27 protein-coding genes are annotated in these 24,864 nt (G+C 63.7%); 6 read left to right on the top strand and 21 right to left on the bottom strand.

Annotation, left to right across the window (positions count from 1 at the left end; translation table 11 throughout):
- The first annotated feature begins 115 nt into the window (after nucleotides 1-115).
- Entirely contained in the window at nucleotides 116-1,543 is a 1,428-nt protein-coding gene (locus H0A72_RS01610; RefSeq protein ID WP_180153206.1) for an NAD-dependent succinate-semialdehyde dehydrogenase, read from the top strand.
- Nucleotides 1,544-1,648: 105 nt separating this feature from the next.
- Entirely contained in the window at nucleotides 1,649-3,313 is a 1,665-nt protein-coding gene (locus H0A72_RS01615; protein WP_180153208.1) for an AMP-binding protein, read from the top strand.
- 123 nt (nucleotides 3,314-3,436) lie between these two features.
- On the opposite strand, the gene rpsQ is transcribed toward H0A72_RS01615, so the two are convergent.
- Genes rpsQ through rplC form a run of 10 tightly spaced genes read right to left on the bottom strand, consistent with a single transcriptional unit; the run spans nucleotide 3,437 to nucleotide 8,201 of the window.
- The gene (gene rpsQ / locus H0A72_RS01620) at nucleotides 3,437-3,718 is read right to left on the bottom strand and encodes a 30S ribosomal protein S17 (RefSeq protein ID WP_180068454.1); all 282 of its coding nucleotides are present in this window, start codon (nucleotides 3,716-3,718) and stop codon (nucleotides 3,437-3,439) included.
- Nucleotide 3,719: 1 nt separating this feature from the next.
- Nucleotides 3,720-3,911, bottom strand: a complete 192-nt coding sequence (gene rpmC / locus H0A72_RS01625) for a 50S ribosomal protein L29 (RefSeq protein WP_180153210.1) — start codon at nucleotides 3,909-3,911, stop codon at nucleotides 3,720-3,722.
- A gap of 9 nt (nucleotides 3,912-3,920) precedes the next feature.
- Nucleotides 3,921-4,337, bottom strand: a complete 417-nt coding sequence (rplP, locus tag H0A72_RS01630) for a 50S ribosomal protein L16 (protein ID WP_180153212.1) — start codon at nucleotides 4,335-4,337, stop codon at nucleotides 3,921-3,923.
- Nucleotides 4,338-4,339: 2 nt separating this feature from the next.
- Entirely contained in the window at nucleotides 4,340-5,137 is a 798-nt protein-coding gene (gene rpsC, locus H0A72_RS01635) for a 30S ribosomal protein S3 (protein WP_180153214.1), read from the bottom strand.
- Nucleotides 5,138-5,146: 9 nt separating this feature from the next.
- Nucleotides 5,147-5,476 (bottom strand): 50S ribosomal protein L22, encoded by a 330-nt coding sequence (gene rplV, locus H0A72_RS01640; protein WP_129969638.1) that lies wholly within the window; start codon nucleotides 5,474-5,476, stop codon nucleotides 5,147-5,149.
- Between the two features lie 3 nt (nucleotides 5,477-5,479).
- Nucleotides 5,480-5,755 carry a 30S ribosomal protein S19 gene (gene rpsS / locus H0A72_RS01645; RefSeq protein WP_180068444.1) on the bottom strand — a complete coding sequence of 92 codons (276 nt, stop codon included), beginning with the start codon at nucleotides 5,753-5,755 and terminating at the stop codon, nucleotides 5,480-5,482.
- A gap of 12 nt (nucleotides 5,756-5,767) precedes the next feature.
- A complete protein-coding gene (gene rplB, locus H0A72_RS01650) occupies nucleotides 5,768-6,595 on the bottom strand; it encodes a 50S ribosomal protein L2 (protein ID WP_180153216.1) in 828 nt (275 codons plus the stop codon).
- Complete coding sequence (rplW, locus tag H0A72_RS01655) at nucleotides 6,596-6,892, bottom strand: 50S ribosomal protein L23 (RefSeq protein ID WP_180153218.1); 297 nt, start codon at nucleotides 6,890-6,892, stop codon at nucleotides 6,596-6,598.
- The gene (gene rplD, locus H0A72_RS01660) at nucleotides 6,889-7,509 is read right to left on the bottom strand and encodes a 50S ribosomal protein L4 (RefSeq protein WP_180153220.1); all 621 of its coding nucleotides are present in this window, start codon (nucleotides 7,507-7,509) and stop codon (nucleotides 6,889-6,891) included. Before rplD ends, rplW begins: the two co-directional genes overlap by 4 nt.
- 2 nt (nucleotides 7,510-7,511) lie before the next feature.
- Nucleotides 7,512-8,201: a 50S ribosomal protein L3 gene (rplC, locus tag H0A72_RS01665; RefSeq protein WP_180153222.1), complete on the bottom strand. Its 690-nt coding sequence runs from the start codon at nucleotides 8,199-8,201 to the stop codon at nucleotides 7,512-7,514.
- Between the two features lie 330 nt (nucleotides 8,202-8,531).
- On the opposite strand from rplC, the gene guaD reads away from it, so the two are divergent.
- Entirely contained in the window at nucleotides 8,532-9,851 is a 1,320-nt protein-coding gene (gene guaD / locus H0A72_RS01670; protein WP_343060213.1) for a guanine deaminase, read from the top strand.
- A 63-nt stretch (nucleotides 9,852-9,914) separates the two neighbouring features.
- Here guaD and rpsJ read toward each other — a convergent pair whose 3' ends face one another.
- From rpsJ to H0A72_RS01700, 6 genes are all read right to left on the bottom strand, one after another.
- Entirely contained in the window at nucleotides 9,915-10,226 is a 312-nt protein-coding gene (rpsJ, locus tag H0A72_RS01675; protein ID WP_013743964.1) for a 30S ribosomal protein S10, read from the bottom strand.
- Nucleotides 10,227-10,289: 63 nt separating this feature from the next.
- On the bottom strand, nucleotides 10,290-11,483 hold the full coding sequence (gene tuf, locus H0A72_RS01680; RefSeq protein WP_180153226.1) for an elongation factor Tu: 1,194 nt from the start codon (nucleotides 11,481-11,483) through the stop codon (nucleotides 10,290-10,292).
- A 74-nt stretch (nucleotides 11,484-11,557) separates the two neighbouring features.
- Nucleotides 11,558-13,660: an elongation factor G gene (gene fusA, locus H0A72_RS01685; protein ID WP_180153228.1), complete on the bottom strand. Its 2,103-nt coding sequence runs from the start codon at nucleotides 13,658-13,660 to the stop codon at nucleotides 11,558-11,560.
- Between the two features lie 15 nt (nucleotides 13,661-13,675).
- Nucleotides 13,676-14,146 carry a 30S ribosomal protein S7 gene (gene rpsG / locus H0A72_RS01690; protein ID WP_180153230.1) on the bottom strand — a complete coding sequence of 157 codons (471 nt, stop codon included), beginning with the start codon at nucleotides 14,144-14,146 and terminating at the stop codon, nucleotides 13,676-13,678.
- Between the two features lie 137 nt (nucleotides 14,147-14,283).
- Nucleotides 14,284-14,661, bottom strand: coding sequence for a 30S ribosomal protein S12 (gene rpsL, locus H0A72_RS01695; protein ID WP_180071600.1), 378 nt, complete (start codon nucleotides 14,659-14,661; stop codon nucleotides 14,284-14,286).
- 374 nt (nucleotides 14,662-15,035) lie between these two features.
- Nucleotides 15,036-16,076, bottom strand: a complete 1,041-nt coding sequence (locus H0A72_RS01700) for a Bug family tripartite tricarboxylate transporter substrate binding protein (RefSeq protein WP_180153232.1) — start codon at nucleotides 16,074-16,076, stop codon at nucleotides 15,036-15,038.
- Between the two features lie 236 nt (nucleotides 16,077-16,312).
- Between H0A72_RS01700 and H0A72_RS01705 the strand changes: the two genes are divergently transcribed.
- Nucleotides 16,313-17,065, top strand: a complete 753-nt coding sequence (locus H0A72_RS01705) for a GntR family transcriptional regulator (protein ID WP_180153234.1) — start codon at nucleotides 16,313-16,315, stop codon at nucleotides 17,063-17,065.
- A 9-nt stretch (nucleotides 17,066-17,074) separates the two neighbouring features.
- On the opposite strand, the gene H0A72_RS01710 is transcribed toward H0A72_RS01705, so the two are convergent.
- From H0A72_RS01710 to H0A72_RS01730, 5 genes are read right to left on the bottom strand one after another with little or no spacing between them, the layout of a single operon-like run.
- Nucleotides 17,075-18,298 carry a CaiB/BaiF CoA transferase family protein gene (locus tag H0A72_RS01710; protein ID WP_180153236.1) on the bottom strand — a complete coding sequence of 408 codons (1,224 nt, stop codon included), beginning with the start codon at nucleotides 18,296-18,298 and terminating at the stop codon, nucleotides 17,075-17,077.
- 31 nt (nucleotides 18,299-18,329) lie between these two features.
- Nucleotides 18,330-20,684, bottom strand: coding sequence for an acyl-CoA dehydrogenase family protein (locus tag H0A72_RS01715; protein WP_180153238.1), 2,355 nt, complete (start codon nucleotides 20,682-20,684; stop codon nucleotides 18,330-18,332).
- Between the two features lie 2 nt (nucleotides 20,685-20,686).
- The gene (locus H0A72_RS01720; protein WP_180153239.1) at nucleotides 20,687-21,595 is read right to left on the bottom strand and encodes an amidohydrolase family protein; all 909 of its coding nucleotides are present in this window, start codon (nucleotides 21,593-21,595) and stop codon (nucleotides 20,687-20,689) included.
- Nucleotides 21,592-22,209, bottom strand: a complete 618-nt coding sequence (locus H0A72_RS01725; protein ID WP_180153241.1) for a carboxymuconolactone decarboxylase family protein — start codon at nucleotides 22,207-22,209, stop codon at nucleotides 21,592-21,594. Before H0A72_RS01725 ends, H0A72_RS01720 begins: the two co-directional genes overlap by 4 nt.
- A gap of 4 nt (nucleotides 22,210-22,213) precedes the next feature.
- Complete coding sequence (locus H0A72_RS01730; RefSeq protein ID WP_180153243.1) at nucleotides 22,214-22,831, bottom strand: glutathione S-transferase family protein; 618 nt, start codon at nucleotides 22,829-22,831, stop codon at nucleotides 22,214-22,216.
- 209 nt (nucleotides 22,832-23,040) lie between these two features.
- Between H0A72_RS01730 and H0A72_RS01735 the strand changes: the two genes are divergently transcribed.
- Both H0A72_RS01735 and H0A72_RS01740 read left to right on the top strand, forming a co-directional pair.
- Nucleotides 23,041-23,757 carry a response regulator transcription factor gene (locus H0A72_RS01735; RefSeq protein WP_180153245.1) on the top strand — a complete coding sequence of 239 codons (717 nt, stop codon included), beginning with the start codon at nucleotides 23,041-23,043 and terminating at the stop codon, nucleotides 23,755-23,757.
- Nucleotides 23,757-24,863: a FecR domain-containing protein gene (locus tag H0A72_RS01740; protein ID WP_246436993.1), complete on the top strand. Its 1,107-nt coding sequence runs from the start codon at nucleotides 23,757-23,759 to the stop codon at nucleotides 24,861-24,863. Before H0A72_RS01735 ends, H0A72_RS01740 begins: the two co-directional genes overlap by 1 nt.
- Nucleotide 24,864 lies beyond the last annotated feature (1 nt).

Here is a 24,864-nt window from a genome sequence, read left to right on the forward strand (position 1 = left end):
CGCGCCGGCATGCCGCCTGCCAGCCTACGGCGGCACGGGCGCTCCGTGCTATAAAGGAAGGTGGTTTTCCATCCCTTTCGCCGCAGCGCGCATTCCAATCAGAAGTGATACAAAAATGTACGAGACACTAGCCTTATATATAGATGGTGAATTCCTGTCCGGCGACGGCCGGGATACCGAGGAAGTCACCAACCCCGCGACCCTGGAAGTCCTGGGCCGCCTGCCCCATGCCCGCAAGGCGGACCTGGACCGCGCGCTGGCCGCCGCGAACCGCGCCTTCGAAAGCTGGCGCAAGAGCTCGCCCATGCTGCGCTCCGAAATCCTGCGCAAGGCCGCCCAGCTGTCGCGCGACCGCGCCCAGGAAATCGGGCGCAACATGACCATGGACCAGGGCAAGCCCCTGGCCGAGTCGGTGGGCGAAGTCATGTCTTGCGCCGACCACGCCGATTGGCACGCCGAAGAATGCCGCCGCATCTACGGCCGTGTGATCCCGCCGCGCAGCCCCGAAGTGCGCCAGATGGTGCTGCGCGAGCCCATAGGCGTGTGCGCGGCATTCACGCCCTGGAACTTCCCCTACAACCAGGCCATCCGCAAGATCTGCGCGGCGATCGGCGCGGGCTGCACCATCATCCTGAAAGGCCCCGAAGACGCGCCCAGCGCCGTCATGGCCATCGCCCGCATCTTCCACGATGCCGGCCTGCCTCCCGGCGTGCTCAACATCGTGTGGGGCGTGCCCAGCGAAATCTCAGACTACCTGATCCGCTCGCCCATCGTGCGCAAGGTGTCCTTCACCGGTTCGGTGCCGGTGGGCAAGCAACTGGCCGCGCTGGCCGGCGCCCACATGAAGCGCGTCACCATGGAGCTCGGCGGCCATTCGCCGGTGCTGGTCTTCGACGATGCCGACGTCGATCGCGCCGCCAAGCAATTGGCGCGCTTCAAGGTGCGCAACGCCGGGCAGGTGTGCGTCTCGCCCACCCGCTTCTACGTCCACGAGAAAATCTACGATCAGTTCCTCAGCAGCTTCATCGACACCCTCAAGTCCATCAAAGTCGGCGACGGCCTGGAACCCGACACGCAAATGGGCCCGCTGGCCCATGCGCGGCGGGTGCCCACCATGGAAAAATTCGTGGACAACGCCCGCAGCCTGGGCGGCAAAGTCGTGCTGGGCGGCGAGCGCCTGGGCGAGAAAGGGCATTTCTTCTCGCCCACGGTGGTCACGGACCTGCCTGAAGACTCCATGCTCATGACCGAAGAACCCTTCGGCCCGATCGCGCCCGTGGTCCGGTTCAACGATACCGACGACGTCATCCGCCGGGCCAACTCCCTGCCGTTCGGCCTGTCGTCCTATGTGTTCACCAATTCGCTGCAAACCGCAACGAAGGTGTCCAACGGCATCGAGGCCGGCATGGTCAACATCAACCACTTCGGCAGCGCCCTGCCCGAAACCCCGTTCGGCGGCATCAAGGACAGCGGCATCGGCAGCGAAGGCGGCATGGAGACCTTCGACGGCTACCTCGTCACCAAGTTCGTCACGCATATCTGAGCGCGTGGCGCTTGCGGGGGCCGGGCACGCCCGGCCCCCGGCGCGTTCATGCCGGGCGAATGCTACGATGGGGCGGTAGACACAGGCTCACAGGAGACGACGACCATGGAGCGCATCTGGCTCGATCAATACCCGCCTGGCGTGCCCGCCGACATCACCGAAGACGCGGCCGGCTATGATTCCCTGCTGGCCGTGGTCGAGGAAAGCTGCCAGCGATACGCGCGGAATGTCGCCTACATCAGCATGGGCTCGGAACTGACCTACGCCGAGGTCGACGCCCATTCCCGCAGGTTCGCGGCCTGGCTGCAGTCGGTCGGCGTCGGCAAGGGCGACCGCGTCGCCATCATGATGCCCAATCTGCTGCAGTACCCCATATGCCTGTTCGGCGTCCTGCGCGCCGGCGCGGCGGCGGTGGGCATCAACCCGCTGTTCACGGCCAGCGAGCTCCAACACCAGCTGGCGGATTCGGGCGCCGAAACCATCGTCATCGCCGAGAACTTCGCCCACACCTTGCAGAAGGCGCTGCCGGAACTGTCGCTCCGGCACATCGTCGTCACCAGCGTCGGCGACATGCTCGGCTCCGTCAAGGGCGCCGTCATCGACCTGGTGGTCAGACGTGTCAAGAAGCTGGTGCCGGCATACGAGCTGCCCGGCGCCCTGCGGCTCAGGCAAGCCCTGTCGCTGGGCCGCGACGCCGGCTACACCCGGCCGCGCATGGAGCACGACGATCTTGCGCTGCTGCAATACACTGGCGGCACCACCGGCGTATCGAAAGCCGCCATGCTGTCGCACGGCAACATGGTGTCCAACCTGTGCCAGGCTTACGCCTGGCTGCAGCCCTATGTAAACGGCGAGCAGGAATGCATCGTCACCGCCCTGCCGCTGTACCACATCTTCGCGCTCACGGCCAACTGCCTGGCCTTCTTCAGGCTGGGCGCGCGCAATCTGCTGATCTTGAACGCGCGTGACATCCCCGGCCTGGTCAAGAGCATGTCGCAGACGCGCTTCACGGCGATCACCGGCGTCAACACGCTGTTCAACGCCTTGCTGCACCATCCCGGTTTCGCGAAGCTGGACTTCAGCGCCCTGCACATCTCCCTGGGCGGCGGGATGGCGGTGCAGGAAACTGTGGCGCAACGCTGGCTGGAGGTCACCGGCACACCGCTGGCGCAGGCCTACGGCCTGACGGAGACCTCTCCCGCCGTCTGCATCAACCCGCTGGACAAGCGCAGCTTCACGGGCTCCATCGGCCTGCCGGTGCCTTCCACTGACATCTCCATACGCGACCACGAAGGCCGCGAGGTGCCGCTGGGCGAAAACGGCGAGATCTGCGTGCGCGGCCCCCAGGTCACGCGGGGCTATTGGAAGCGGCCCGACGAAACCCAGGCCGTGCTCGGCGCCGACGGCTTTCTTCGAACGGGCGACATCGGCTGCGTGGACGAGGAAGGCTACCTGTACATACGCGACCGCAAGAAGGACATGATCCTGGTATCGGGCTTCAACGTGTACCCCAACGAAGTCGAGGCCGTGGCGGTGCAGCACCCCGACGTCCTGGAAGCCGCCGCCATCGGCATACCCGACGAGCACTCGGGCGAAGTCGTGAAGCTGTTCGTCATCCGCAAGAACGACCGCGTGACCGAGAAAGAGCTCATCGACTTCTGCCGCGGCAAGCTCACCGGCTACAAAGTGCCGCGCCACGTGGAGTTCCGCAAGGACCTGCCGCGCAGCAACGTGGGCAAGGTGCTGCGCCGGGCGCTGAAGGAAGGATGAAACCCAGGGGCGGGGCCCCATGACGGCAAGCCCGAACGGCACTGGGGCCAGCGCCCTTTTACAGGCCTGGCCCCAGTTTTCCACACCAGCCCAGGCCCCGCGAGGCCTGGACCCATGGCGCGATCAGATCACGCGAGCGGCTTCCAGCAAGCGCACGACGGTCCACGCCTTGTCGCGGGAGATCGGACGACCCTCCGCGATTTCGACCGTGTCGCCTTCGTTGTACTGGTTGTTCTCGTCATGCGCCTTGTACTTGTTGGAGCGCACGATGATCTTGCCGAAAATGGGATGCTTGACGCGGCGCTCGACGCGGACCACGACAGTCTTGTCCATTTTGTTGCTCACAACCTGGCCAATCAGAGTACGCTGGCGCTTTGCCGGTTGAGTGTTTTGAGTTTCGCTCATTTTACTTTCCTGCGTTCTCAGTCATGATGGTGCGGATGCGCGCGATGTCGCGGCGGACCTTGCCGATCTGGCTGGTGTTGGAAAGCTGCTGGGTGGCACGCTGCATGCGCAGGTTGAATTGTGCCTTCAGCAGGCTCTCGAGCTCGGTCTGGAGCTCGGTGGCGTTCTTGGAACGGAGTTCGCTGGCTTTCATGAGGTCTCCTTAAGCACCAATGTGGCGCGACACGAAGGTCGTGGCAATCGGCAACTTAGCGGCGGCCAGGCGGAAAGCTTCGCGCGCGAGCTCTTCGCTCACGCCTTCCATTTCATAGAGCACCTTGCCGGGTTGAATTTCCGCGACCCAGTATTCCGGATTGCCCTTGCCGTTACCCATACGAACTTCGGCAGGCTTCTGCGAAATGGGCTTGTCGGGGAAGATGCGTATCCAGATACGGCCGCCACGTTTGATGTGGCGGTTGATCGCGCGACGAGCGGATTCGATCTGGCGAGCGGTCAGGCGGCCACGGCCCGTGGCCTTCAGACCGAACTCGCCGAACGAGACTTGTGCACCGCGCGTAGCCAGGCCGGTATTGCGGCCCTTGTGCTCTTTGCGGTATTTTCTGCGTGACGGTTGCAGCATGTTTATTCTCCTTCAGGCGCCGGCGCAGCGTTGGCTTGCGCGGCGTCTTTGCGAGGGCCACCACGGCCGCGCCCGCCGGGACGACGGCCGTCGGGGCGTTCGCCACGGGGCGAACGGCGCGGACGGCGCTCTTCGTCGCGAGGAGCGGCGGTCTCGGGGGGCATTTCGCCGTTGGGCAGCATGTCGCCCTTGTAGACCCAGACTTTGATACCGATGATGCCGTAAGTCGTTTGCGCTTCGGAAGTACCGTAATCGATGTTGGCACGCAGGGTATGCAGGGGCACGCGGCCTTCGCGATACCATTCCGTGCGGGCGATTTCGATGCCGTTCAAGCGGCCCGAGCTCATGATCTTGATGCCCTGGGCACCAAGGCGCATCGCGTTCTGCATGGCGCGCTTCATGGCGCGGCGGAACATGATGCGTTTTTCGAGCTGCTGGGCGATCGAGTCGGCGATCAGCTGGGCGTCGGTCTCGGGCTTGCGGATTTCCTCGATGTTGACGTGCACGGGCACGCCCATCAGGCGCTGCAGATCGGACTTCAGGCTTTCGATGTCTTCGCCGCGCTTGCCGATCACGACACCCGGACGAGCCGAGTAGACCGTGATGCGGGCGTTCTTGGCGGGACGCTCGATGACGACGCGGCCGACGGAAGCGCTCTTGAGCTTCTTCTTCAGGTACTCGCGCACGCGGATGTCTTCGGCGAGCATGCCGCCGAATGCCTTGTCGTCAGCGAACCAGCGCGAACTCCAGTTGCGGCTTACCGAGAGGCGGAACCCAATCGGGTGAATTTTCTGTCCCATTGTGACTCCTTACGCGCCGACCTTGACCACGATGTGGCAGGTCTGCTTCTCGATACGGTTACCACGACCTTTTGCACGCGCGGAGAAACGCTTCATCGACTGGCCCTTGTCCACATAGATGGTGGTGACCTTGAGTTCATCGATGTCGGCGCCGTCGTTGTGCTCGGCGTTGGCGATCGCGGACTCAAGAGCCTTCTTGAGGATGCCCGCGGCCTTCTTGGGTGTGAAAGTCAGGATATTCAGGGCCTGGGCAACCGACTTGCCGCGGATGAGATCCGCAACGAGACGGGTTTTCTGGGCCGAGATATGGACTCCACGGATAATTGCAGTAGTTTCCATCACTTACCTCTTGGACTTCTTGTCCGCGGCGTGACCCTTGAACGTACGGGTCAGCGCGAACTCGCCGAGCTTGTGACCGACCATGTTCTCGTTGATGTAAACGGGAACGTGCTGGCGGCCATTGTGCACAGCAATCGTCAGCCCAATGAACTCGGGCAGGATGGTTGAACGGCGCGACCAGGTTTTGATCGGCTTTTTCTCTTTGCCTTCGACGGCCGCATCGACCTTCTTGATCAGATGCGCGTCGACGAATGGGCCTTTTTTGATCGAACGTGACATGTTGTTCGCCCCTTACTTGCGCTTGCGGCGCGAGACAATCATATTGTCTGTGCGCTTGTTACGACGGGTTCTGTAGCCCTTGGCCGGCGTGCCCCATGGGCTGACCGGTTCGCGGCCTTCGCCGGTACGCCCTTCGCCACCACCGTGCGGGTGATCGACCGGGTTCATGGCAACGCCACGGACCGTCGGGCGGACACCGCGCCAGCGCATGGCGCCGGCCTTGCCGATCTGGCGCAGGCTGTGCTCTTCGTTGCCGACTTCGCCTATGGTGGCGCGGCAGTCGATGTGCACGCGGCGGACTTCGCCCGAGCGCAGGCGCACCTGGGCGTAGACGCCTTCACGAGCCAGCAGCACGGCCGAAGCGCCTGCCGAGCGAGCCATTTGCGCACCCTTGCCCGGAAGCATTTCGATGCAATGGATGGTCGCGCCGACCGGGATGTTGCGGATGGGCAGCGTGTTGCCGGCGCGGATGGGAGCATCCAGGCCGGACATCAGCGTGGCGCCGACTTCCAGGCCGCGGGGAGCGATGATGTAACGGCGCTCGCCGTCCGCGTAGCACAGCAATGCAATGTGCGCGGTACGGTTGGGGTCGTATTCAAGGCGCTCGACCTTGGCGGGAATACCGTCTTTGTTGCGGCGGAAATCGACGATGCGATAGTGCTGCTTGTGGCCGCCGCCACGATGACGAACCGTGACGTGGCCGTTGTTGTTACGGCCCGAGCCACGCTTTTTCTTTTCGAGCAGAGCTGCGAACGGTTCGCCCTTGTACAGATCAGGGCTGACGACCTTGATCATGCCGCGGCGACCGGCCGAAGTCGGCTTGACTTTTACGAGTGCCATTTAGTTCACCTCCGTAAAGTCGAGTTCCTGACCGTCTTTGAGCGACACATATGCTTTGCGCTCGTTACGGCGGCGACCCATGAAACGGCCAAAACGCTTTTCCTTGCCTTTGCGGTTCAGGACCTGCACCGACTCGACCTCAACCTTGAACAGCAGTTCGACGGCGGCCTTGATTTCAGGCTTGGTGGCGTCGGCCACGACACGGAAAGCGATTTGCTGATTTTTTTCGGCAACGAACGTGGCCTTTTCGGTCACGACGGGAGCCAGGATAACTTGCATTAGGCGTTCGGCGTTCATCCCAACATCTCCTCGAGTTGAGCGATAGCCGGCTTGGTGATCAGCACTTTCTTGTAGTGGATCAGAGAGAGCGGATCGGCATAACGCGGTTCAACCACGGCAACGTGCGGAAGGTTGCGCGTAGCGAGATAAACGTTTTCGTCGAGCACGTCGGTGATGATGAGCACCGATTCCAGACCCATGTTCTTGAGCTTGTCGGCCGCAAGTTTGGTCTTGGGGGCGTCCAGGGCGAACGTATCGACGACGGCGATGCGGTCTTCGCGGGCCAACTGGGAAAGGATCGCGCGGATACCGGCACGATACATTTTCTTGTTGACCTTCTGCGTGAAGTTCTCGTCGGGCGAGCTGGGGAACGCGCGGCCGCCTCCACGCCAGATGGGCGAGGACGTCATGCCCGAACGGGCGCGGCCGGTGCCTTTCTGGCGCCACGGCTTCTTGGTGCTGTGCTTGACGGTGTCGCGGCCCTTCTGGGCGCGGTTGCCGCTGCGCGCATTGGCCTGGAACGCCACGACGATCTGGTGAACCAGCGCTTCGTTGAAGTCGCGGCCGAAAATCGTATCGGGAGCGGCGTAGGTGGACGCGGACTGACCCTGGTCATTCAGGAGCTTGAGTTCCATAATTAGGCTCCTTTCTTGGCCGACATCTTGATGGCGGGACGCACGACGACGTCTGCATTCTTGTGGCCGGGGACGGCGCCCTTGACCAGCAGCAGACCGCGCTCTGCATCGACACGCACGATGTCGAGGTTTTGAACGGTACGGGTGACGTCGCCCAGATGGCCGGACATCTTCTTACCGGGGAAAATACGGCCGGGATCCTGCGCCTGGCCGATGGAGCCGGGCACGCGGTGCGAGCGCGAGTTGCCATGCGAGGCGCGCTGCGCGCCGAAGTGGTGGCGCTTGATGGTGCCGGCAAAGCCTTTACCGATCGTGGTGCCGGTGACATCAACCTTCTGTCCTGCTTCGAACACGCTTTCGACGGCCACGACGGAGCCGGCTGTGAATTCAGCGGCTTTGGCGGGATCGAGGCGGAATTCCTTCAGGATGCTGCCGGCTTCAACGCCGGCCTTTGCATAGTGCCCAGCCTGGGGCTTGGTGACGCGGGTTGCACGACGTGTGCCGTAGGCAACTTGCACAGCCGCATAACCATCCACTTCCGGCGACTTGACTTGCGTGATGCGGTTGTTCGACACGTCCAGCACGGTCACGGGGATGGACTCGCCATCTTCCGTGAAAATACGGGTCATGCCGACTTTACGCCCCACAAGCCCCAGCCGGTAGGCGGCGGGCGTAGGTGTCGAGTTCGACATCGTTTTCTCCATTCCCGACTGCGATTGGTCGGGGCTAATAACCGCGTGCCATGAAACCGCACGCGCCGTTTTCTACAAGTTTCCCGCAATAGACTCTTGCTAGCGATTCCGCTGCAAATCCTGGCTAGGAAGCTAAAAACCCTTCGCCAAATGATTTTTCGGCGAAGCTTAGCAATTTAACACGTTTCGGCATGGTAAGGCAAACGCAAGTTTGCGGCGCATGCAGGGCGAAGCAGAAACGTGCAAAATTGAAGGAAGCGGCGCAATCCCGCCGCCCTCATGCCGCGCACGCCACGGCCCGCGCATCCAAGCCTACCGGAGTACCCGCCAGTGCAAGCCCGCCCCAACCGCCTCGCCTTGCGCGGCCCCACGCTGACCTTCCGCGCCGACCCCTTCGAAGCCGGAGACGCCGCCGCCATGCACTACGAAACCGACGGCCTGACCCTGGTGGAAAACGGCAGGATCACCGGCTTCGGCAGCTACGATCGGCTGCGCGCGCGGCTCGACGGGCATGAGCTGAAACACTACGGCGACGCGCTCATCCTGCCCGGCTTCATCGACATGCACGCGCATTACCCCCAGCTGCAAATGATGGGCGCCTACGGCAAGCAGCTGCTCGATTGGCTGAACCAATACACCTTCGAGGTCGAGCAGCAGTTTGGCGACGCGGCGCACGCGCGGCGGGTGTCCGATTTTTTTCTGGATCAATGCCTGCGCGCCGGCACGACCACGGCGTCGGTGTACTGCACGGTCCACCCGGCATCGGTCGATGCCTTCTTCGATGCCGCACAGGCCCGCAACATGCGCATGATCGCCGGCAAAGTCCTCATGGACCGCAATGCCCCGGGCGCGCTGTGCGACGACGCGCGCTCGGCCTACGACGAGTCCGAAGCGCTGATCCGCAAATGGCATGGGCGCGGCCGGCTGTCCTATGCCATTACGCCGCGCTTCGCCCCTTCCTGCACCCCGGCGCAGCTGGAGGCGGCCGGCGCCTTGTGGAAGCGCTACCCGGGCACGCACCTGCAAACCCATATTTCCGAGAACCGGCACGAAGTGGACTGGGTGCGCCGGCTGTTTCCTGAACACGCGCACTACCTGGACGTCTACCGGCACTACGGCCTGACGGGGCCCCGGTCGGTCTTCGGCCACGCCGTCCATCTGGCCGAGCCCGAATGGCGGCACTTGACGGAGAGCGGCTCGGCCATTGCGCACTGCCCCACGTCCAATACGTTCCTGGGCAGCGGCCTGTTCGATTATCAACGGGCCTTCCAGCGGCCGGGGGCCGTCCGGGTCGGGCTGGGCAGCGACATCGGCGCGGGCACCTCGCTTTCCATGCTGCAGACCATGGGCGCCGCCTACAAAGTGGCCCAGCTTGGCGACTACTCGCTTTCGGCGCCCCGCGCCTTCTACCTGGCGACGCGCGGCGCCGCGCGGGCGCTGTGCCTGGACGAGCACATAGGCAGCATCGCGCCGGGCATGGAGGCGGACCTGGTGGTGCTGAACCTTGCGTCCACCCCGCTCATCGAGTTCCGCATGCGGCATTGCCGCGGCATCGAGGAAGCGCTTTTCATACAAATGACCATGGCCGATGACCGGGCGACGCTGGCGGTATACATCGCCGGCGAGCCGGCCTATGAGGCCGCGGCCTAGCGCCGCGCCCCCGCTCCAATGAAAAACGCCGGGCGCTGGCCCGGCGTTTTTTGCTTCTGGATCTTACTGCAGTGCGATCTCGACGTCCACGCCCGCGGGCAGGTCCAGGCGCATCAGGGCGTCGACAGTCTTGTCTGTCGGGTCCACGATGTCCATGAGACGCTGGTGGGTGCGCATTTCGAACTGGTCACGCGACGTTTTGTTGACGTGCGGGGAACGCAGCACGTCGTAGCGACGAATACGAGTCGGCAGAGGTACGGGACCGCGCACGACCGCGCCCGTACGTTTGGCTGTTTCAACGATTTCAGCGGCGGACTGGTCGATCAGCTTGTAGTCAAACGCTTTCAAACGGATGCGGATTTTCTGGTTTTTCATGGAAATTCCTAAAGAACGAAAGTGACGGGGAGCGGTCGCCCCCCGTCGGGCAGCATGTGCTGATTACTTCGTGATGCTGGCGACGACGCCCGCGCCCACGGTACGGCCGCCTTCGCGGATGGCAAAGCGCAGGCCCTCTTCCATGGCGATCGGCGCGATCAGGCTCACCTTCATCGACACGTTATCGCCAGGCAGCACCATTTCCTTGTCCGCCGGCAGCTCGATCGTGCCGGTCACGTCCGTCGTGCGGAAGTAGAACTGCGGACGATAGCCCTGGAAGAACGGCGTGTGGCGCCCGCCCTCGTCCTTGGACAGAATGTACACCTCGGCCGTGAAGTCCGTGTGCGGCTTGATCGAGCCGGGCTTGGCCAGCACCTGGCCGCGCTCGACGTCTTCGCGCTTGGTGCCGCGCAGCAAAATACCCACGTTATCGCCCGCCTCGCCCTGATCGAGCAGCTTGCGGAACATTTCCACACCCGTGCACGTGGTCTTGACCGTGTCCTTGATCCCCACGATCTCGATTTCCTCGCCGACCTTGATCACGCCGCGCTCGATACGGCCCGTCACCACCGTGCCGCGGCCCGAGATCGAGAACACGTCTTCCACCGGCATCAGGAACGTACCGTCGACCGCACGCTCGGGCGTGGGGATGTACGAGTCCAGCGCCTCGGCCAGCTTCAGGATCGCTTCCTTGCCCAGCGGACCTTCGTCGCCCTCGAGCGCCAGCTTGGCCGAGCCCTTGATGATCGGCGTGTCGTCGCCCGGAAAGTCGTACTTGGACAGCAGCTCGCGCACTTCCATTTCCACCAGCTCGAGCAGCTCTTCATCGTCGACCATGTCGGCCTTGTTCAGGAACACGATGATGTACGGCACGCCCACCTGGCGCGACAGCAGTATGTGCTCGCGCGTTTGCGGCATCGGGCCGTCGGCGGCCGACACCACCAGGATCGCGCCGTCCATTTGCGCCGCGCCCGTGATCATGTTCTTGACGTAGTCCGCGTGGCCCGGGCAGTCCACGTGCGCGTAGTGGCGCGCCTGCGTTTCGTACTCGACGTGCGAGGTGTTGATCGTGATGCCGCGCGCCTTCTCTTCGGGCGCCGCGTCGATCTGGTCGTAGCCCTTGGCTTCGCCCGAACCGAACGCCTTGGCCAGCACCGTCGTGATCGCCGCCGTCAGGGTCGTCTTGCCGTGGTCAACGTGACCGATCGTGCCTACGTTGACGTGCGGTTTGGTCCGTTCAAACTTACCTTTTGCCATGATTTATCCCATCAATGTTTTCAAGGAAACAAAAAAGTGTCCCGCCCGCATGCGCGGACGGGAATATTGGTTAATTACTTGCTGCGCGCGCTGATGACTTCATCAGCAACGTTCTTGGGAGCCTCGGCATAGTGCTTGAACTCCATCGTGTAGGTCGCGCGACCTTGCGTTTGCGAACGCAGGCTGGTCGAGTAACCGAACATTTCGGCCAGGGGGACCTCGGCCTTGATGATCTTGCCGCCGCCGACGATATCGTCCATGCCCTGGACCATGCCGCGACGAGAGGAAAGATCACCCATCACCGTGCCGGCGTAGTCTTCCGGCGTTTCGACCTCGACGGCCATCATGGGCTCGAGCAGCACGGGACTGGCCTTGCGCATGCCGTCCTTGAACGCCATGGAAGCCGCCATGCGGAACGCGTTTTCGTTCGAGTCCACGTCGTGGTACGAACCGAAGAACAACGTGACCTTGACGTCTACCACCGGATAGCCGGCCACCACGCCCGCGGGCAGGGTTTCCTGGATGCCCTTGTCGACGGCCGGGATGTATTCGCGCGGCACCACGCCGCCCTTGATCGCGTCGACGAACTCGTAGCCGCCGCCGGGAGGCAGGGGCTCGAGCTTGAGCACGACGTGGCCGTACTGGCCGCGACCGCCGGACTGCTTGACGAACTTGCCTTCGACTTCTTCGCAGGTCTTGCGGATGGTCTCGCGGTAAGCCACTTGCGGCTTGCCGACGTTGGCCTCGACGCCGAATTCGCGGCGCATGCGGTCGACCAGGACTTCGAGGTGGAGCTCGCCCATGCCCGAAATGATGGTCTGGCCGGATTCTTCGTCGCTGCGAACGCGGAAGGAAGGATCTTCCTGGGCCAGGCGCGACAGCGCAATACCCATTTTTTCCTGGTCGGCCTTGGTCTTGGGCTCGACCGCCTGGGAAATGACGGGCTCGGGGAATTCCATGCGTTCGAGCAGGATGTGCTGGCCGACGTCGCACAGGGTTTCACCCGTGGTCACGTCTTTCAGGCCCACCACGGCGGCGATGTCGCCCGCCAGAACTTCCTTGATTTCCGCACGGTTGTTCGCGTGCATCTGCAGGATGCGGCCGATGCGCTCTTTCTTGCCCTTGACCGGGTTGTAGACGGTTTCGCCGGCATTCAGGACGCCGGAGTACACGCGCACGAAGGTCAGCTGGCCGACGAAGGGGTCGCTCATGAGCTTGAACGCCAGCGCCGAGAACTTGGCGTCGTCGGAGGCGGGCAGGCTGATGGGATTGCCGTCGTCGTCGACGCCTTCGACCGGGGGGATGTCCACGGGCGAGGGCAGGTAATCGAGCACGGCGTCGAGCATGCGCTGCACGCCCTTGTTCTTGAAGGCGGTACCGCACAGCATGGGCTGGATTTCGCCGGCGATGGTGCGCGTGCGCAGGCCCTTGTTGATTTCTTCCTCGGTCAGCTCGCCCGATTCAAGGTACTTGTCCATGAGCTCTTCGGACGACTCGGCGGCCGCCTCGACGAGCTTCTCGCGCCATTCATTGGCCTGGTCGACCAGTTCGGCCGGGATGTCGACGTATTCGAACTTGGTGCCCTGGCTGGCTTCGTCCCAGATGATGCCCTTCATGCGGATCAGGTCGACCACGCCCTTGAAGGAGTCTTCGGCGCCGATGGGGATGACGATGGGCACGGGGTTGGCTTTCAGGCGCAGCTTGAGCTGGTCGTAGACCTTGAAGAAGTTCGCGCCGGTGCGGTCCATTTTGTTGATGAACGCAAGGCGGGGAACGCCGTACTTGTTGGCCTGGCGCCAAACGGTTTCCGACTGTGGCTGCACGCCGCCCACCGCGCAATACACCATGCAGGCGCCGTCCAGGACGCGCATGGAGCGCTCGACTTCGATGGTGAAGTCGACGTGTCCCGGGGTGTCGATGATGTTGATGCGGTGCTCGGGGCGATCGCCGGCCATGCCGCGCCAGAATGCCGTCGTGGCGGCCGAGGTAATCGTGATGCCGCGCTCTTGCTCCTGCTCCATCCAGTCCATGGTGGCCGAGCCTTCATGGGTTTCGCCAATCTTGTGGTTGACGCCGGTGTAGAACAGGATACGCTCTGTTGTCGTGGTTTTCCCTGCGTCGATGTGGGCAGAGATGCCAATGTTGCGATAGCGCTCGATTGGGGTTTTGCGGGCCATGATAGTGTCCTTAGATTACCAGCGGAAATGGCTGAATGCCTTGTTGGCCTCGGCCATCTTGTGCGTGTCCTCACGCTTCTTCATTGCCCCGCCGCGGCCTTCGGAGGCATCGAGCAGTTCACCGGCCAGGCGCAGTTCCATCGATTTCTCGCCGCGCTTCTTGGCCGCTTCGCGCAGCCAGCGCATGGCAAGGGCCAGGCGGCGCACAGGACGCACTTCAACCGGCACTTGATAGTTCGCGCCACCTACACGGCGGCTCTTTACTTCGACGATAGGCTTGATGTTGTTGATTGCAGTGTTGAACACTTCAATAGGCTCTTTGCCAGTTTTAGCCTGGATCTGGTCGAAAGCGCCGTAAACAATACGTTCGGCAACGGCTTTCTTGCCAGACAACATAACAACGTTCATGAATTTGGCGAGCTCTACGCTGCCGAATTTGGGGTCGGGGAGAATCTCACGCTTGGGAACTTCGCGACGACGAGGCATTTTTAACTTCCTTGTGACAGTTCAGTTGAACCGCTACCGCGGCCACGGCCATTCATCGAAATGGCCACTTACATGCTATGGGCGCCCGCCCATGGCTGCACTGATATACGACCAGATTTACTGGACCGGAAAAATGATTAGGCTTTCTTCGGGCGTTTCGCGCCGTACTTGGAGCGAGCTTGCTTGCGATCCTTGACGCCTTGCAGGTCGAGGGAACCGCGCACGATGTGGTAGCGCACGCCGGGCAAGTCCTTCACGCGGCCGCCACGCACCAGCACGACCGAGTGCTCCTGCAGGTTGTGGCCTTCGCCGCCGATGTACGAAATGACTTCGAATCCGTTGGTGAGGCGCACCTTGGCGACTTTACGCAAAGCCGAGTTCGGCTTCTTGGGGGTGGTGGTGTACACGCGAGTGCAGACACCGCGGCGCTGAGGGCAGTTTTCGAGCGCGGGGCTCTTGCTGTTCGCGCGACTTACTTCGCGCGGCTTGCGCACGAGTTGGCTAATGGTTGGCATGACCTTTACGCATCCTGTGACTTGACCAGGCGCATGCGCGCACTGGTATACGTATTTAATTGAACGCCTGGTGTTTAAGGCGCTTTGCTGCGGTTTCGCGCTGCGTTTGCGCAAGAAGCCGCCAGAACCGAATACGTAAAGAGCGACTTGGGTCTTGCTGTGATCTTGCTGCAAAGCGAGCTGTCTGACTCTAAAATGCTGGCAAGGCACTCTAAAGTAAGCTCGCAATGCTAGCACGGCTACCGGGTGCGAGTCAATCAAAAAATTGGTGCAGGGGTTTGCGCGGCCCCGCCCGGGCGCCCGCCCATGAAAACGCCCGCGGCGTTTCCGGGGAAACGGCGCGGGCGCGTGTTCGGGGCCGGCAGGCGGCCGGCTCAGTTGGAGAGGGTGACGCCCGTGGTGCCGACGATGGTTTCCCAGGCTTTCCGTTCGCTCGCCACGAAAGCGGCGGCGGCCTCGGGGCTCATGAAGACGGAAGGCAGAAAACCTTGCGCCTTCAGGGTTTCTTTGGTGGATTCCAGCGCAAACACTTTGTTCATGGCGCCATTCAGGGTGGCGATGACGGCCGGGTCGGTCCCGGCGGGGGCCACCAGCACGTTCCAGATGGTGATGTTGTAGTCCTTGTAGCCTGCTTCGGCCACGGTGGGGACGTCGGGCAATTGCGGGTAGCGGACGCCGCTGGTGACGGCCAGGTACTTCAGCTTGTCGCTCTTTGCCTGGGCCACCGCCGCCGGGCCGGTGAGTATGCCGATTTCCAGCTGGCCGCCCTGAAGATCGGTGGTCAGCGGCGCATCGCCCTTGTAAGGCACGTGCACGATATCGAGCCCGGCAAGCTTCTTGAGGTATTCGAACGCGAGGTGGCCGGGCGTGCCCGCGCCCGACGTGCCGTAGGACAGCGCCCCCGGCTTGGATTTCGCCAGCGCAACGAGCTCGCCCAGGCTCTTGACCGGAAGATCGCTTTTCACGGCGAACACCAGGGGAAGCGAACCCATGTTGGCGATGGGGACGATGTCTTTTACGGGATCATAGGGCACCTGCATGCCGATGAGCTTTGCGATGATGGTGGCTCCGACCGGGCCCACGCCCAGGGTGTAGCCGTCGGGCGCGGAGCGGAGCGCCGCCGCCATGCCCACCGTGCCTCCCGCGCCGGCGCGGTTTTCCACCACGAAGCTGGCCGACATGGCGTCTTGCAGGCCCTTGGCGATGATGCGCGCCACCGTATCGGTGGAGCCTCCGGCCGGAAACGGCACGATCAGCCTGATGGGCTTGTCCGGGTACGCCGCGGCCATGGCGGGCGCCTGCATGGTCAGCGCCATGGACATCGCCCCGGCGAGCGCGCCCAGGAAACAACGCCTGTTTTTGTTGATCTTCGAGCTGTCCGCTTCCTTACTGTATTGCTGTCCCATATGTGGCATCCCTTTTCATGACAACGAATCTGCGACTCGGCGCGCCTGCGCTTGCGGTGAGTTCCGGTAGCGATGCTAGGGCAATTCACCCTTAAAGTCAATAGGGCGTGTTATTAACCTATATAGGTTACACTTATGGACTATACAGGCCGCAAAGCATATACCCGATCACACGGGATGAGTACAATCGGCGCTGAGGCCGTCCAGGGTACGAACGAGTTTTCCGCGAATATCAGAACGTCACAATGGCTACCAAGCAAAGCAAATCGAACACAGTCATCGACTTCAGCCGCAGCGCGGCGGCCCGTTATGTGCAGCTGGCAAGCCTGTTCCGCCGTCGCGTCGAATCGGGGCAATGGCCCGTGGGGCGGCAAATCCCCACCGTGGACGAGCTTGCCGAGGAATGCAATGTCGCGCGCGCGACGGTCAGGCAGGCGCTCGACCTGCTGGAAGCCGAAAAACTGATCGCCCGCTACCGGGCGAAAGGCACTTTCGTCATCGGCAAGCCTCAAGAGCAGTTCTGGTGCGAGGTCGCCTCCAACTGGGACGGCCAGCTCCTGGCGCCCAAGGGCGTGAGCATCGAAATCCTGTCCGCCGGCGAAAAGCGCGTTCCCACCACCGTCGGCCCGAACATCGGGCGCATCGCCGACAGCTACCAGTACTGGAAGCGCCGCCATTGGCGCAATGACCAGCCCTATTACCTGGGCGAAGCCTATATAGACGAGCAGATCTGCAAGCGCATTCCCCCGAAAGCCTTCAAGACCAAGACGTCCATGCGCATCCTGCGCGAAGTGCCCGGCCTGGAGATCGCCGAGGCGCATCAAACCCTCACCCTGGGTTCGGCGGATCCCGAAATCGCGGAATTGCTGCAGCTGCCCTTGAACGCGCCCGTCGCCCATGTCCATCGCGTCGCGATCGACAAGGACGGCACCATTGTCTTCGTGGGCGACGGCATCTACCGGGGCGACGTCGTTCGCCTGGACATCAAGCTCAAGTAGGCGGCGCCCTCAGATCACCCGCCTTTCTTTCAGCTCCGCGAGCGCCGCCGCGTCCAGGCCCAGCATATCGGACAGGACCTCGTCGGTGTGCTGGCTGAGCGTGGGCGGCGGACGCCGATAGCTGACGGGCGTTTCCGACAGCTTCAAGGGGTTCGCGATCTGGGGAATCGTGCCGACGGTCGAATGGTCCATCCGGATCAGCATTTCGCGGTGCTGGATCTGCGGGTCCTCGAAAACCTGGCTGAGGTCGTTGATGGGCCCGCAGGGCACATTTGCGGCGTCCAGCCGCTCCTGCCAGTACTTGACGCTGCGGCCGCGGAATACGTCGGCCAGCATGGGCACCAGCACCTTCTGGTTGCGGGCGCGCAGCCGATTCAATTCGAAGCGTGGGTCGCCGCCCAGTTCGGGCATGCCCAGAATCTCGCACAGCTGGCGGAACTGCGAGTCGTTGCCCACCGCGATCATCAGATGCCCGTCGCTGCACTCGAAGGCCTGGTACGGGCAGGTGATGGCGGACGCCGTGCCCATGCGCTGCGGGACTTCGCCCGATATCAGGTAATTCATCGCCATGTGCGACAGCGACGCCAACTGCGCGTCGAACAGGGCGATGTCGATGTGCTGGCCCCGGCCCGATACGGCGTCCCGGTGATTGAGCGCCGAGAGGATGCCGATGACGGCATACAAGCCCGCATTGATGTCCGACACGGCGTAACCCACTTTCTGCGGCCCGCCGCCGGGTTCGTCGGGCGGATTGCCCGTCAGGCTCATCAGGCCGGTCATGGACTGGAAGATCGGATCGTAGCCCGGCCGGTGGCTGTATGGGCCCGACTGCCCGAAACCCGTGATGGAGCAATAGACCAGGCGCGGATTGATTTCCTTCAGCGACTCGTAGTCCAGCCCGTAGCGCGCAAGATCGCCCGCCTTGAAGTTTTCGATCAGCACGTCGCAATGTCGAGCCAGCTTCCTGATCAGCTCTTGGCCTTCGGGCGCGGCCATATTGATCGAAATGGAACGCTTGCCCCGGTTCATCGCCAGGAAGGAAGAGGTTTCGGGGGTTTCCAGCCCTTCGGCATTCTTGGCCCGATAGCCTTGCTGGCGAACGTCGTCGCCGCGCCCCGGCCGTTCGACCTTGATTACATCGGCGCCCAGGTCGGCCAGCATCTGGGCGGCCCAGGGTCCCGAAAACACCCGGCTCAGGTCCAGGACACGGATATGGGAAAGGCATTCCGCCATTTATCGTTTACTCCTCTTACATGCTGTGGCTTCAGGTCGGCAGATTCAGGACCGTCTTCGCCAGGATATTGCGCTGGATTTCGTTCGTGCCGCTGAAGATCTTGGCTGCCGCCGCATTGAACAGGGGAAGCTGCACCCCCTCCAGCGCCACTTCCGACCCCTCTTGCCCTGCGAAGGCGACGCGGCCCGCGGACGCGGCGTGTTCCTGCGCGGCATCCAGGAGCAACATGGCGGTGCGTTCGTGGGTTTCCGTGGCCCAGATCTTGAGCAGCGACACATTGGCCGGCAGCGGTTCATTGCGCCGCACGATTTCAGAGAAGGCGGCATAGGCGGCGGACAAATCGGCGACGTCGATATGCAGCTGGGCGTAATCGGCCTCGAAGGCGCCGTCGTCGAACAAGCCGTTGCGCAAAGCGACCTTCTCTATCATGCCCATGGTGTTCTGCGTATGCTTGGGGCTGCCGCTGAACAGGCGCTCGAAGCCCAGCAGCGCCTTGGATATCGCCCACCCCTGGTTCATTTCGCCCACCAGGTTTTCTTTCGGCACCCTGACGTTGTCGAAGAACACTTCGCAATATTCCTCATCGCCGGCAATCGTCTTGATGGGGCGCACCAGCACCCCCGGCGACGACAGATCGACCATGAGAAAGCTGATGCCGGCCTGCTTCTTGACGGTCTTGTCGGTGCGGACCAGCATGAACATATGGGTGGCGTCCTGCGCGAGCGTGGACCATGTCTTCTGGCCATTGACGACGAAATGGTCGCCGTCCAGCACGGCCTCGCAACGCAGGGACGCCAGGTCGGAGCCGGCGTTGGGCTCGGAATACCCCTGCGCCCAGACGTGCTCGCCCGACAGTATGGGCGGCAGGTACCTGGCCTTCTGCCCGGGCGTGCCGAAACGGAAAAGAATGGGCCCGAGCATGACCAGCCCCTGGTCCGGCGGGCGTCCCACACCGTAGCGCTCCTGCTCTTCGATGTAGGCAATCATCTTGTCCGGAGGCAAGGCCATGCCGCCATACTCTTTGGGCCAGGCGGGAGCGATCCAGCCTTGCGCCGACAACGTCTTGTACCAGCCTTCGATCTGGTGCCAGTGCAGCCGGGAAGCCTTATGGCGCAGGTGTTCGGGATAATGGCGAGCGAAGAAGGCGCGCAGCATCCGGCGGAACTCCTGTTCGGGCATGGCGTCCCAGTCCGCATCCTTGGGAAAGCTCGTCCATTCGCCAGGCGCATCGTCATCCGGCTTCGCCTGCCCCGCTTCCTGAGCCGACCGCAGGGACCGGGACAGCTCGCCGGCATAACGCTTCCTGTGCGCCCTGGCATTGCCCAGCTCACTGGACAGGGCGATGGCGCGCTTCAAGGCGAGGCCGATATCCGATTCGTCGGAATATCCCATGCCGCCGTGGATCTGCACGGCAAGACGCGTGACCAGGCTCGCCGCCTGTTCCGCGCGCACCTTCAGGCGGCTGGCCTGCATCGGCAGGCTGCCGGGCGACTGCGCAACCAGCGCCAGGGCTTGCGCAATGGCGTATTCGAGCAGCTGGATCTGGATGTAAGCGTCGACCATGCGATGCTGCAGGCTTTGGAAACTGCCTATGGGCTTTCCGAACTGCACCCGGACATTCATGTATTCCAGGGTGGCATCGAAAGCCCGGCGCGCCACGCCCAGCAGCTGGGCCGCCTGCGCGATGCGCGTGGTGTCCAGCGCGGCGTCGAGCCATTCCAGCACCTCGCCGCCGCGCGCGAGCACTTGCGCCGCGGCTATCCTGCAGGAAGACAGGACGAGCGTGCCCGCCTCGGCACCGTCCAGCCGGCGCTGAGGCTGGATCGAGATCCCCGCCTGCCCCGCCGGCAGCCACACCAGCATCGGCGCGCCGCCATCGTTCGCCAGCGCCAGCCATCCGTCCGCCGACCGGAGAGGCGCAACGCCCATGTATTCGGCCGCCAGCACCCATGCATCGCCGTCCGCGCGCGCGCTGGCGGCCGCCTCGGCACGGATCTGGCCCGGCCGCCGCTGCCACGCCATGCCGACCAGGCGCGAACCGTCGGCAATGCCGCCCAGGAGTTCGTCGCGCAGGGCGCCGCCGGGCAGGCGCCGAAGCAGGCTGACCGCCTGCACCGCCACGGGCAACACGGGTTCCGCAATATATGACCTGCCGATTTCCTCGGCAATGGCGACCGCTTCCGCCAGCCCCAGTCCGAGGCCGCCCTGTTCTTCGGGCACCAGCAGGGCCGGCCACCCGGCGTCGGCGATCCGCCGCCAGAAGTCCCGGTCCACGCCGCCGTCTCCGGCGATCAGCGCCCGTATGCGTTCCCCATGGTCATCCCGCGCCAGGAAATCCCTGGCGCTGTCCCTGAATGCCTGCATTTCGCTCACATCAACGGTCATCCTCAACCTCTCGTCTCTTCGAAGCCATACAGCTCCGCCGGGTTGCGCACCCACACTTTTTCACGCGTCGCATCGTCTCCGAACCATTCATGGGCCAGGTCGATCAGCCGCCCGACGTCGGGCGCGGCATCGCCCATCCGGACATACGGCCAATCCGATCCCCACAGCACCCGGTCCTCGTTCGCGGCCAGCAGGGCATCGTGAAACGGCCGCAAGTCCGCATACAGCGGCGCTTGCTTCGAAACGCGGCACACCGACAGCTTGATCCACGCCTTCCCGCGCCTGAGCAGGCGCAGCACGGCCTGGAACACCGGATCGTCCAGGCCGCGCTCGACCGCCACGCTGGCCATGTGGTCGATCACCACGGGAATATCGAGGTCGGCCAAGGAATCGAGCTTTTGGCGGTAGCTGTCGTATGGGCCCCATACCTGCGCGTGCAGCCCCGCGTGCTTCATGGCGGGCGCCAAGGCTTCGATGGAGTCGAACCCGACGCTGCCGGCGAACAGCTTGCCGGCGGGATCGCGCGCCTCGACGAAGCGCAGCCCCCTTACGCCATTTGCATGGAGCCGCTCCAGTTCGTCCCGGGTCGCATCGGCCGCGGCCACCGCCACGCCGCGCAGACGATCCCTGCGCAGGGCGATGGCGCCGATCAGCGCGGAGGCATCCGTGCCATAGGGCGCCGGCTGCACCAGCACGCCTCTTTCCATGCCCACCGTGTCCAGCATCGCTAGATAGCGCTCCGCCGGAGCGTCCGGCCGCGGATAATTGGGCGGATTCCTCAAGGGATAGCGGTCATACGGCCCGAATACGTGGCAATGGGTGTCGCAGCTGTGCGTCGGCAAGGCCGCGGCCGGCGCCGACGGCATGCGCGGCGGCTCGAGCGCGCCAGGGACGATTCCTTGTTCTTTCATAGTGCGGGCTCCCATTTTCCGGCCCGGCTCATCGCTGTCAGCGCGGGCATGCCGTCATGCATGGGCGTGTCCAGCGGCGGCGGCTGATCATCGGGCATGGGGATCTCGTGCGCATTCAGGGTCATCGACACCATGGTGTAGTAGCCCACCACCGCGGTCAGCTCCACCACGCCCGCAGCGCCCCAAAGCTCCACCGCGCGCGCATAGACGCCGGGCTCGACCGCGCCATGCTGCTGCAGCTGCCGCGCGTACTCGTACACGACGAATTCCGCTTCTTCCTCGAAGGGCGGCTCCTGGGCGGCTTTCAACGCCTCGATCGCCTTCGGGCCGAGCCCCGCCTTGAGCGCGGCGTCCGCGTGGATGTGCCATTCGATCTGGCTATTCCAGCGGCGGGCGGTCACGATGATGGCCAGCTCGTTCAGCTTGGGCGGCAAGGACGTGCCGAACCGCAGGATCTCGCCCAGCTTCTGCCAGCGTTCCGCCAGCTCCGGATTGTGGATCGCCGCCCGGAGCGGCCCGACCAGCCGGCCGCGCGGGCCGCTGATGATGTTTTCATATACCTGACGCTGCGCTGCGCTCATGCTTTCAGGCGTGGGTAGGGGAATACGGCTCATGGTGTCAGGGGCTTTCGTTCGGCTCGGTCGCCAGGACGGATGGACGGCGCACGAAGACATTGCCGTGCCAGTCGGCCAGCATCGGCGCCTTCGCACGCCAGTCGATATCGGGAAAACGGTAATCCATATAGGACAGCGCGCAGCCTATGCTGATGGCGCCAATGTCGAAAGGCGGCTGGGGATCTTTCGCTTGCTGCGCTTCCAGGTGTGCAAGAACGGCGTCGACCTTGGCCGCGAAGGCGTCCAGCCAGGCGGGCGTCCGCCGTTCGGCCGGCTTGTTGCGTTCCTGCCTGAAGAGCAGCAGGACGTCCATGAAGCCGTCGCCCAGCGCTTGCTGGCGCAAGGCCTTGATCCGCAGCCCCGGCTCCGACGGAAACAGCCGGCTCTTGGCGCGCTCGGAGAAATATTCGCAAATCACCCGCGAGTCGTACAAGGCGTAGCCGTCGTCCAATACCAGGGTGGGCAGCTTGATGAGCGGGTTATCGGGAATCAGCGCCAGATTGGGCGTGTCCATCGCGACAGGCGTGCGCACCAGCTCGACCGTGCCGGCCTGGCCAGTCTCGTGCAATACGATCATGACCTTGCGGACGAAGGGCGAGCGAGGCGACCAGTGTAGTTTCATAATTGGACTCATTCGTTGCAAAAACCGCCGAGCGCCAAGGGGCGACGGCGGCATTCATAGGCACTAATGTCATACTTATGGCCTATATAGAATATAACACTAACCTTTGCTCGAAGAAAGCCCAAAGGGCGGCAACGCGCTCGACACCCCGGGATCTGTATCGTAACATTACCGCCACACCCCTGATTTATGAAGGCATTTCACGCTTTATGAACATAGCGTCCCTTGAAGATGAGAGCGTCCAGGCGCGCCTTATACAACAGATATTGTCCGAGGCCGGCCATCAATGCACCATTTATTCAGCGGGACGGGAAATGCTCGCCGCGCTTTCGCGGGGCAACGATTACGACCTGCTGCTGCTCGATTGGGAAGTCCCCGACCTTAGCGGCCTGGACGTCCTGCGCTGGGTGCGCGCGAATCTCGGGCATGCCTTGCCGGTCATGATGCTGACCAGCCGCACGCTGGAAGAAGAACTGGTGACCGGCCTGCAGGCCGGCGCCGACGACTACATGATCAAGCCCATACGCAAAGGCGAGCTGGTGGCGCGCGTCCATGCATTGTTGCGCCGCAACAAGCCCGTGCCCGCGGTCGAGGCGCCCTTTGCCTGTGGCGCCTATGAAATCGACCCGGCCGCCGAAGCCATCCGGCTGGGCGGGCACAAGGTGGAACTGGCGCCCAAGGAATACGAGCTTGCCCTGCTGCTGTTCCGGAATCCGGGCAGGCTGTTTTCCCGCGACGTCCTGAGCAACAGCGTCTGGAACCGGGAAATTCCCGCCACCTCGCGCACCCTGGACACGCACTTGTCGAACATACGCCGCAAGCTGCAGTTGCGCCCCGAACACGGCGTGCGGCTCAATTCCTCGTATGCCCTCGGCTACCGCCTGGAACTGGTCGACGCCGACTCAACCCCGGCATCAGAACAATAATGAAATTTCCGCTTCTCCTCCTCTTGCGGTCCGCCGCCGTTTCCTTGCTGGCCGCCGCCTTCCTCCCCATGGCGGCGCTGGCGCAGCCCGCGGGCGCCGTCGGCGACGATTTCATTTATCGCATCGTCAAAGACGACACGCTCATCGAACTGGCGCAGCGCTATACCGATGCGGCGGGCAACTGGGGCAGGCTGCAAAGCCTGAACGCCATCGGCGATCCCACACGGCTTCCCATCGGCCTGGAACTCCGCATCCCGTTCTCCATGATTCCCGTCCTGCCCGCGCAGGCCACCGTCAGCCACGTCGCGGGGCAGGCCGCGCTCGACGGCGGGCGGCGCCTGGCCGTCGGCGATGCCGTGTCGGAAGGCGACACCGTGACCACCGGCCCGGACGGCTACGCCACCCTCGTCCTATCGGACGGCAGCACGCTCACCGTCCCCGCATCGTCCTCGATGCGCCTCGATCGCCTGCGCGTATTCAAGGGCGCCGGCCTGACCGACACCATTTTCACGATGCGCGAAGGCTCGCTTGAATCGAGCGTGGCGCCCGGGAATACCGGCGTGGGCCGATTCGAGATCCGCACGCCGGTCAGCATCACGGGCGTGCGCGGCACCCGGCTGCGCGTGCACGCCCAGGCGCAAGGCTCGCAAAGCGAAGTGCTGGAAGGCGCCGCGCGCCTGGCCACGGGCGGGGGCCAGACGGCCGGCCTGCGCCCCGGCCAGGGCGCCGCCGTCGATGCCGGCGGCCGGATGCTCGGCGTGCGCCCGCTGCTGCCGGCGCCCGAACTCGGCGCCATGGCGCGCGGCGGCGAAGGCTGGGTGCTGTCTTTCCCGCCCGTGCCGGGCGCCGCGGCATACCTGGTGCGTGTCGCGTCCGACGCGGCCGGCACCCGGCCGCATTCCAGCCGCCGGTTCACCACCCCCGACATCACCTTCAGCGCGCCCGGAGCCGGCACCTACCACGTCCTGGTCCGCGCCATCGACGCCGACGGCGTCATGGGGCGGGACGCCGGCCTGGCCTTCGAGGGGCATGCTCTGCTGAAGAGCGGCGACGGCTCGCCGGTTTCCACGGGCTACGGCGGGCAGGTGCGCCTGGCGGAGTACTGAC

The sequence above is a fragment of the Parapusillimonas granuli genome (assembly GCF_013416525.1).
Classification (GTDB): domain Bacteria; phylum Pseudomonadota; class Gammaproteobacteria; order Burkholderiales; family Burkholderiaceae_B; genus Parapusillimonas; species Parapusillimonas granuli.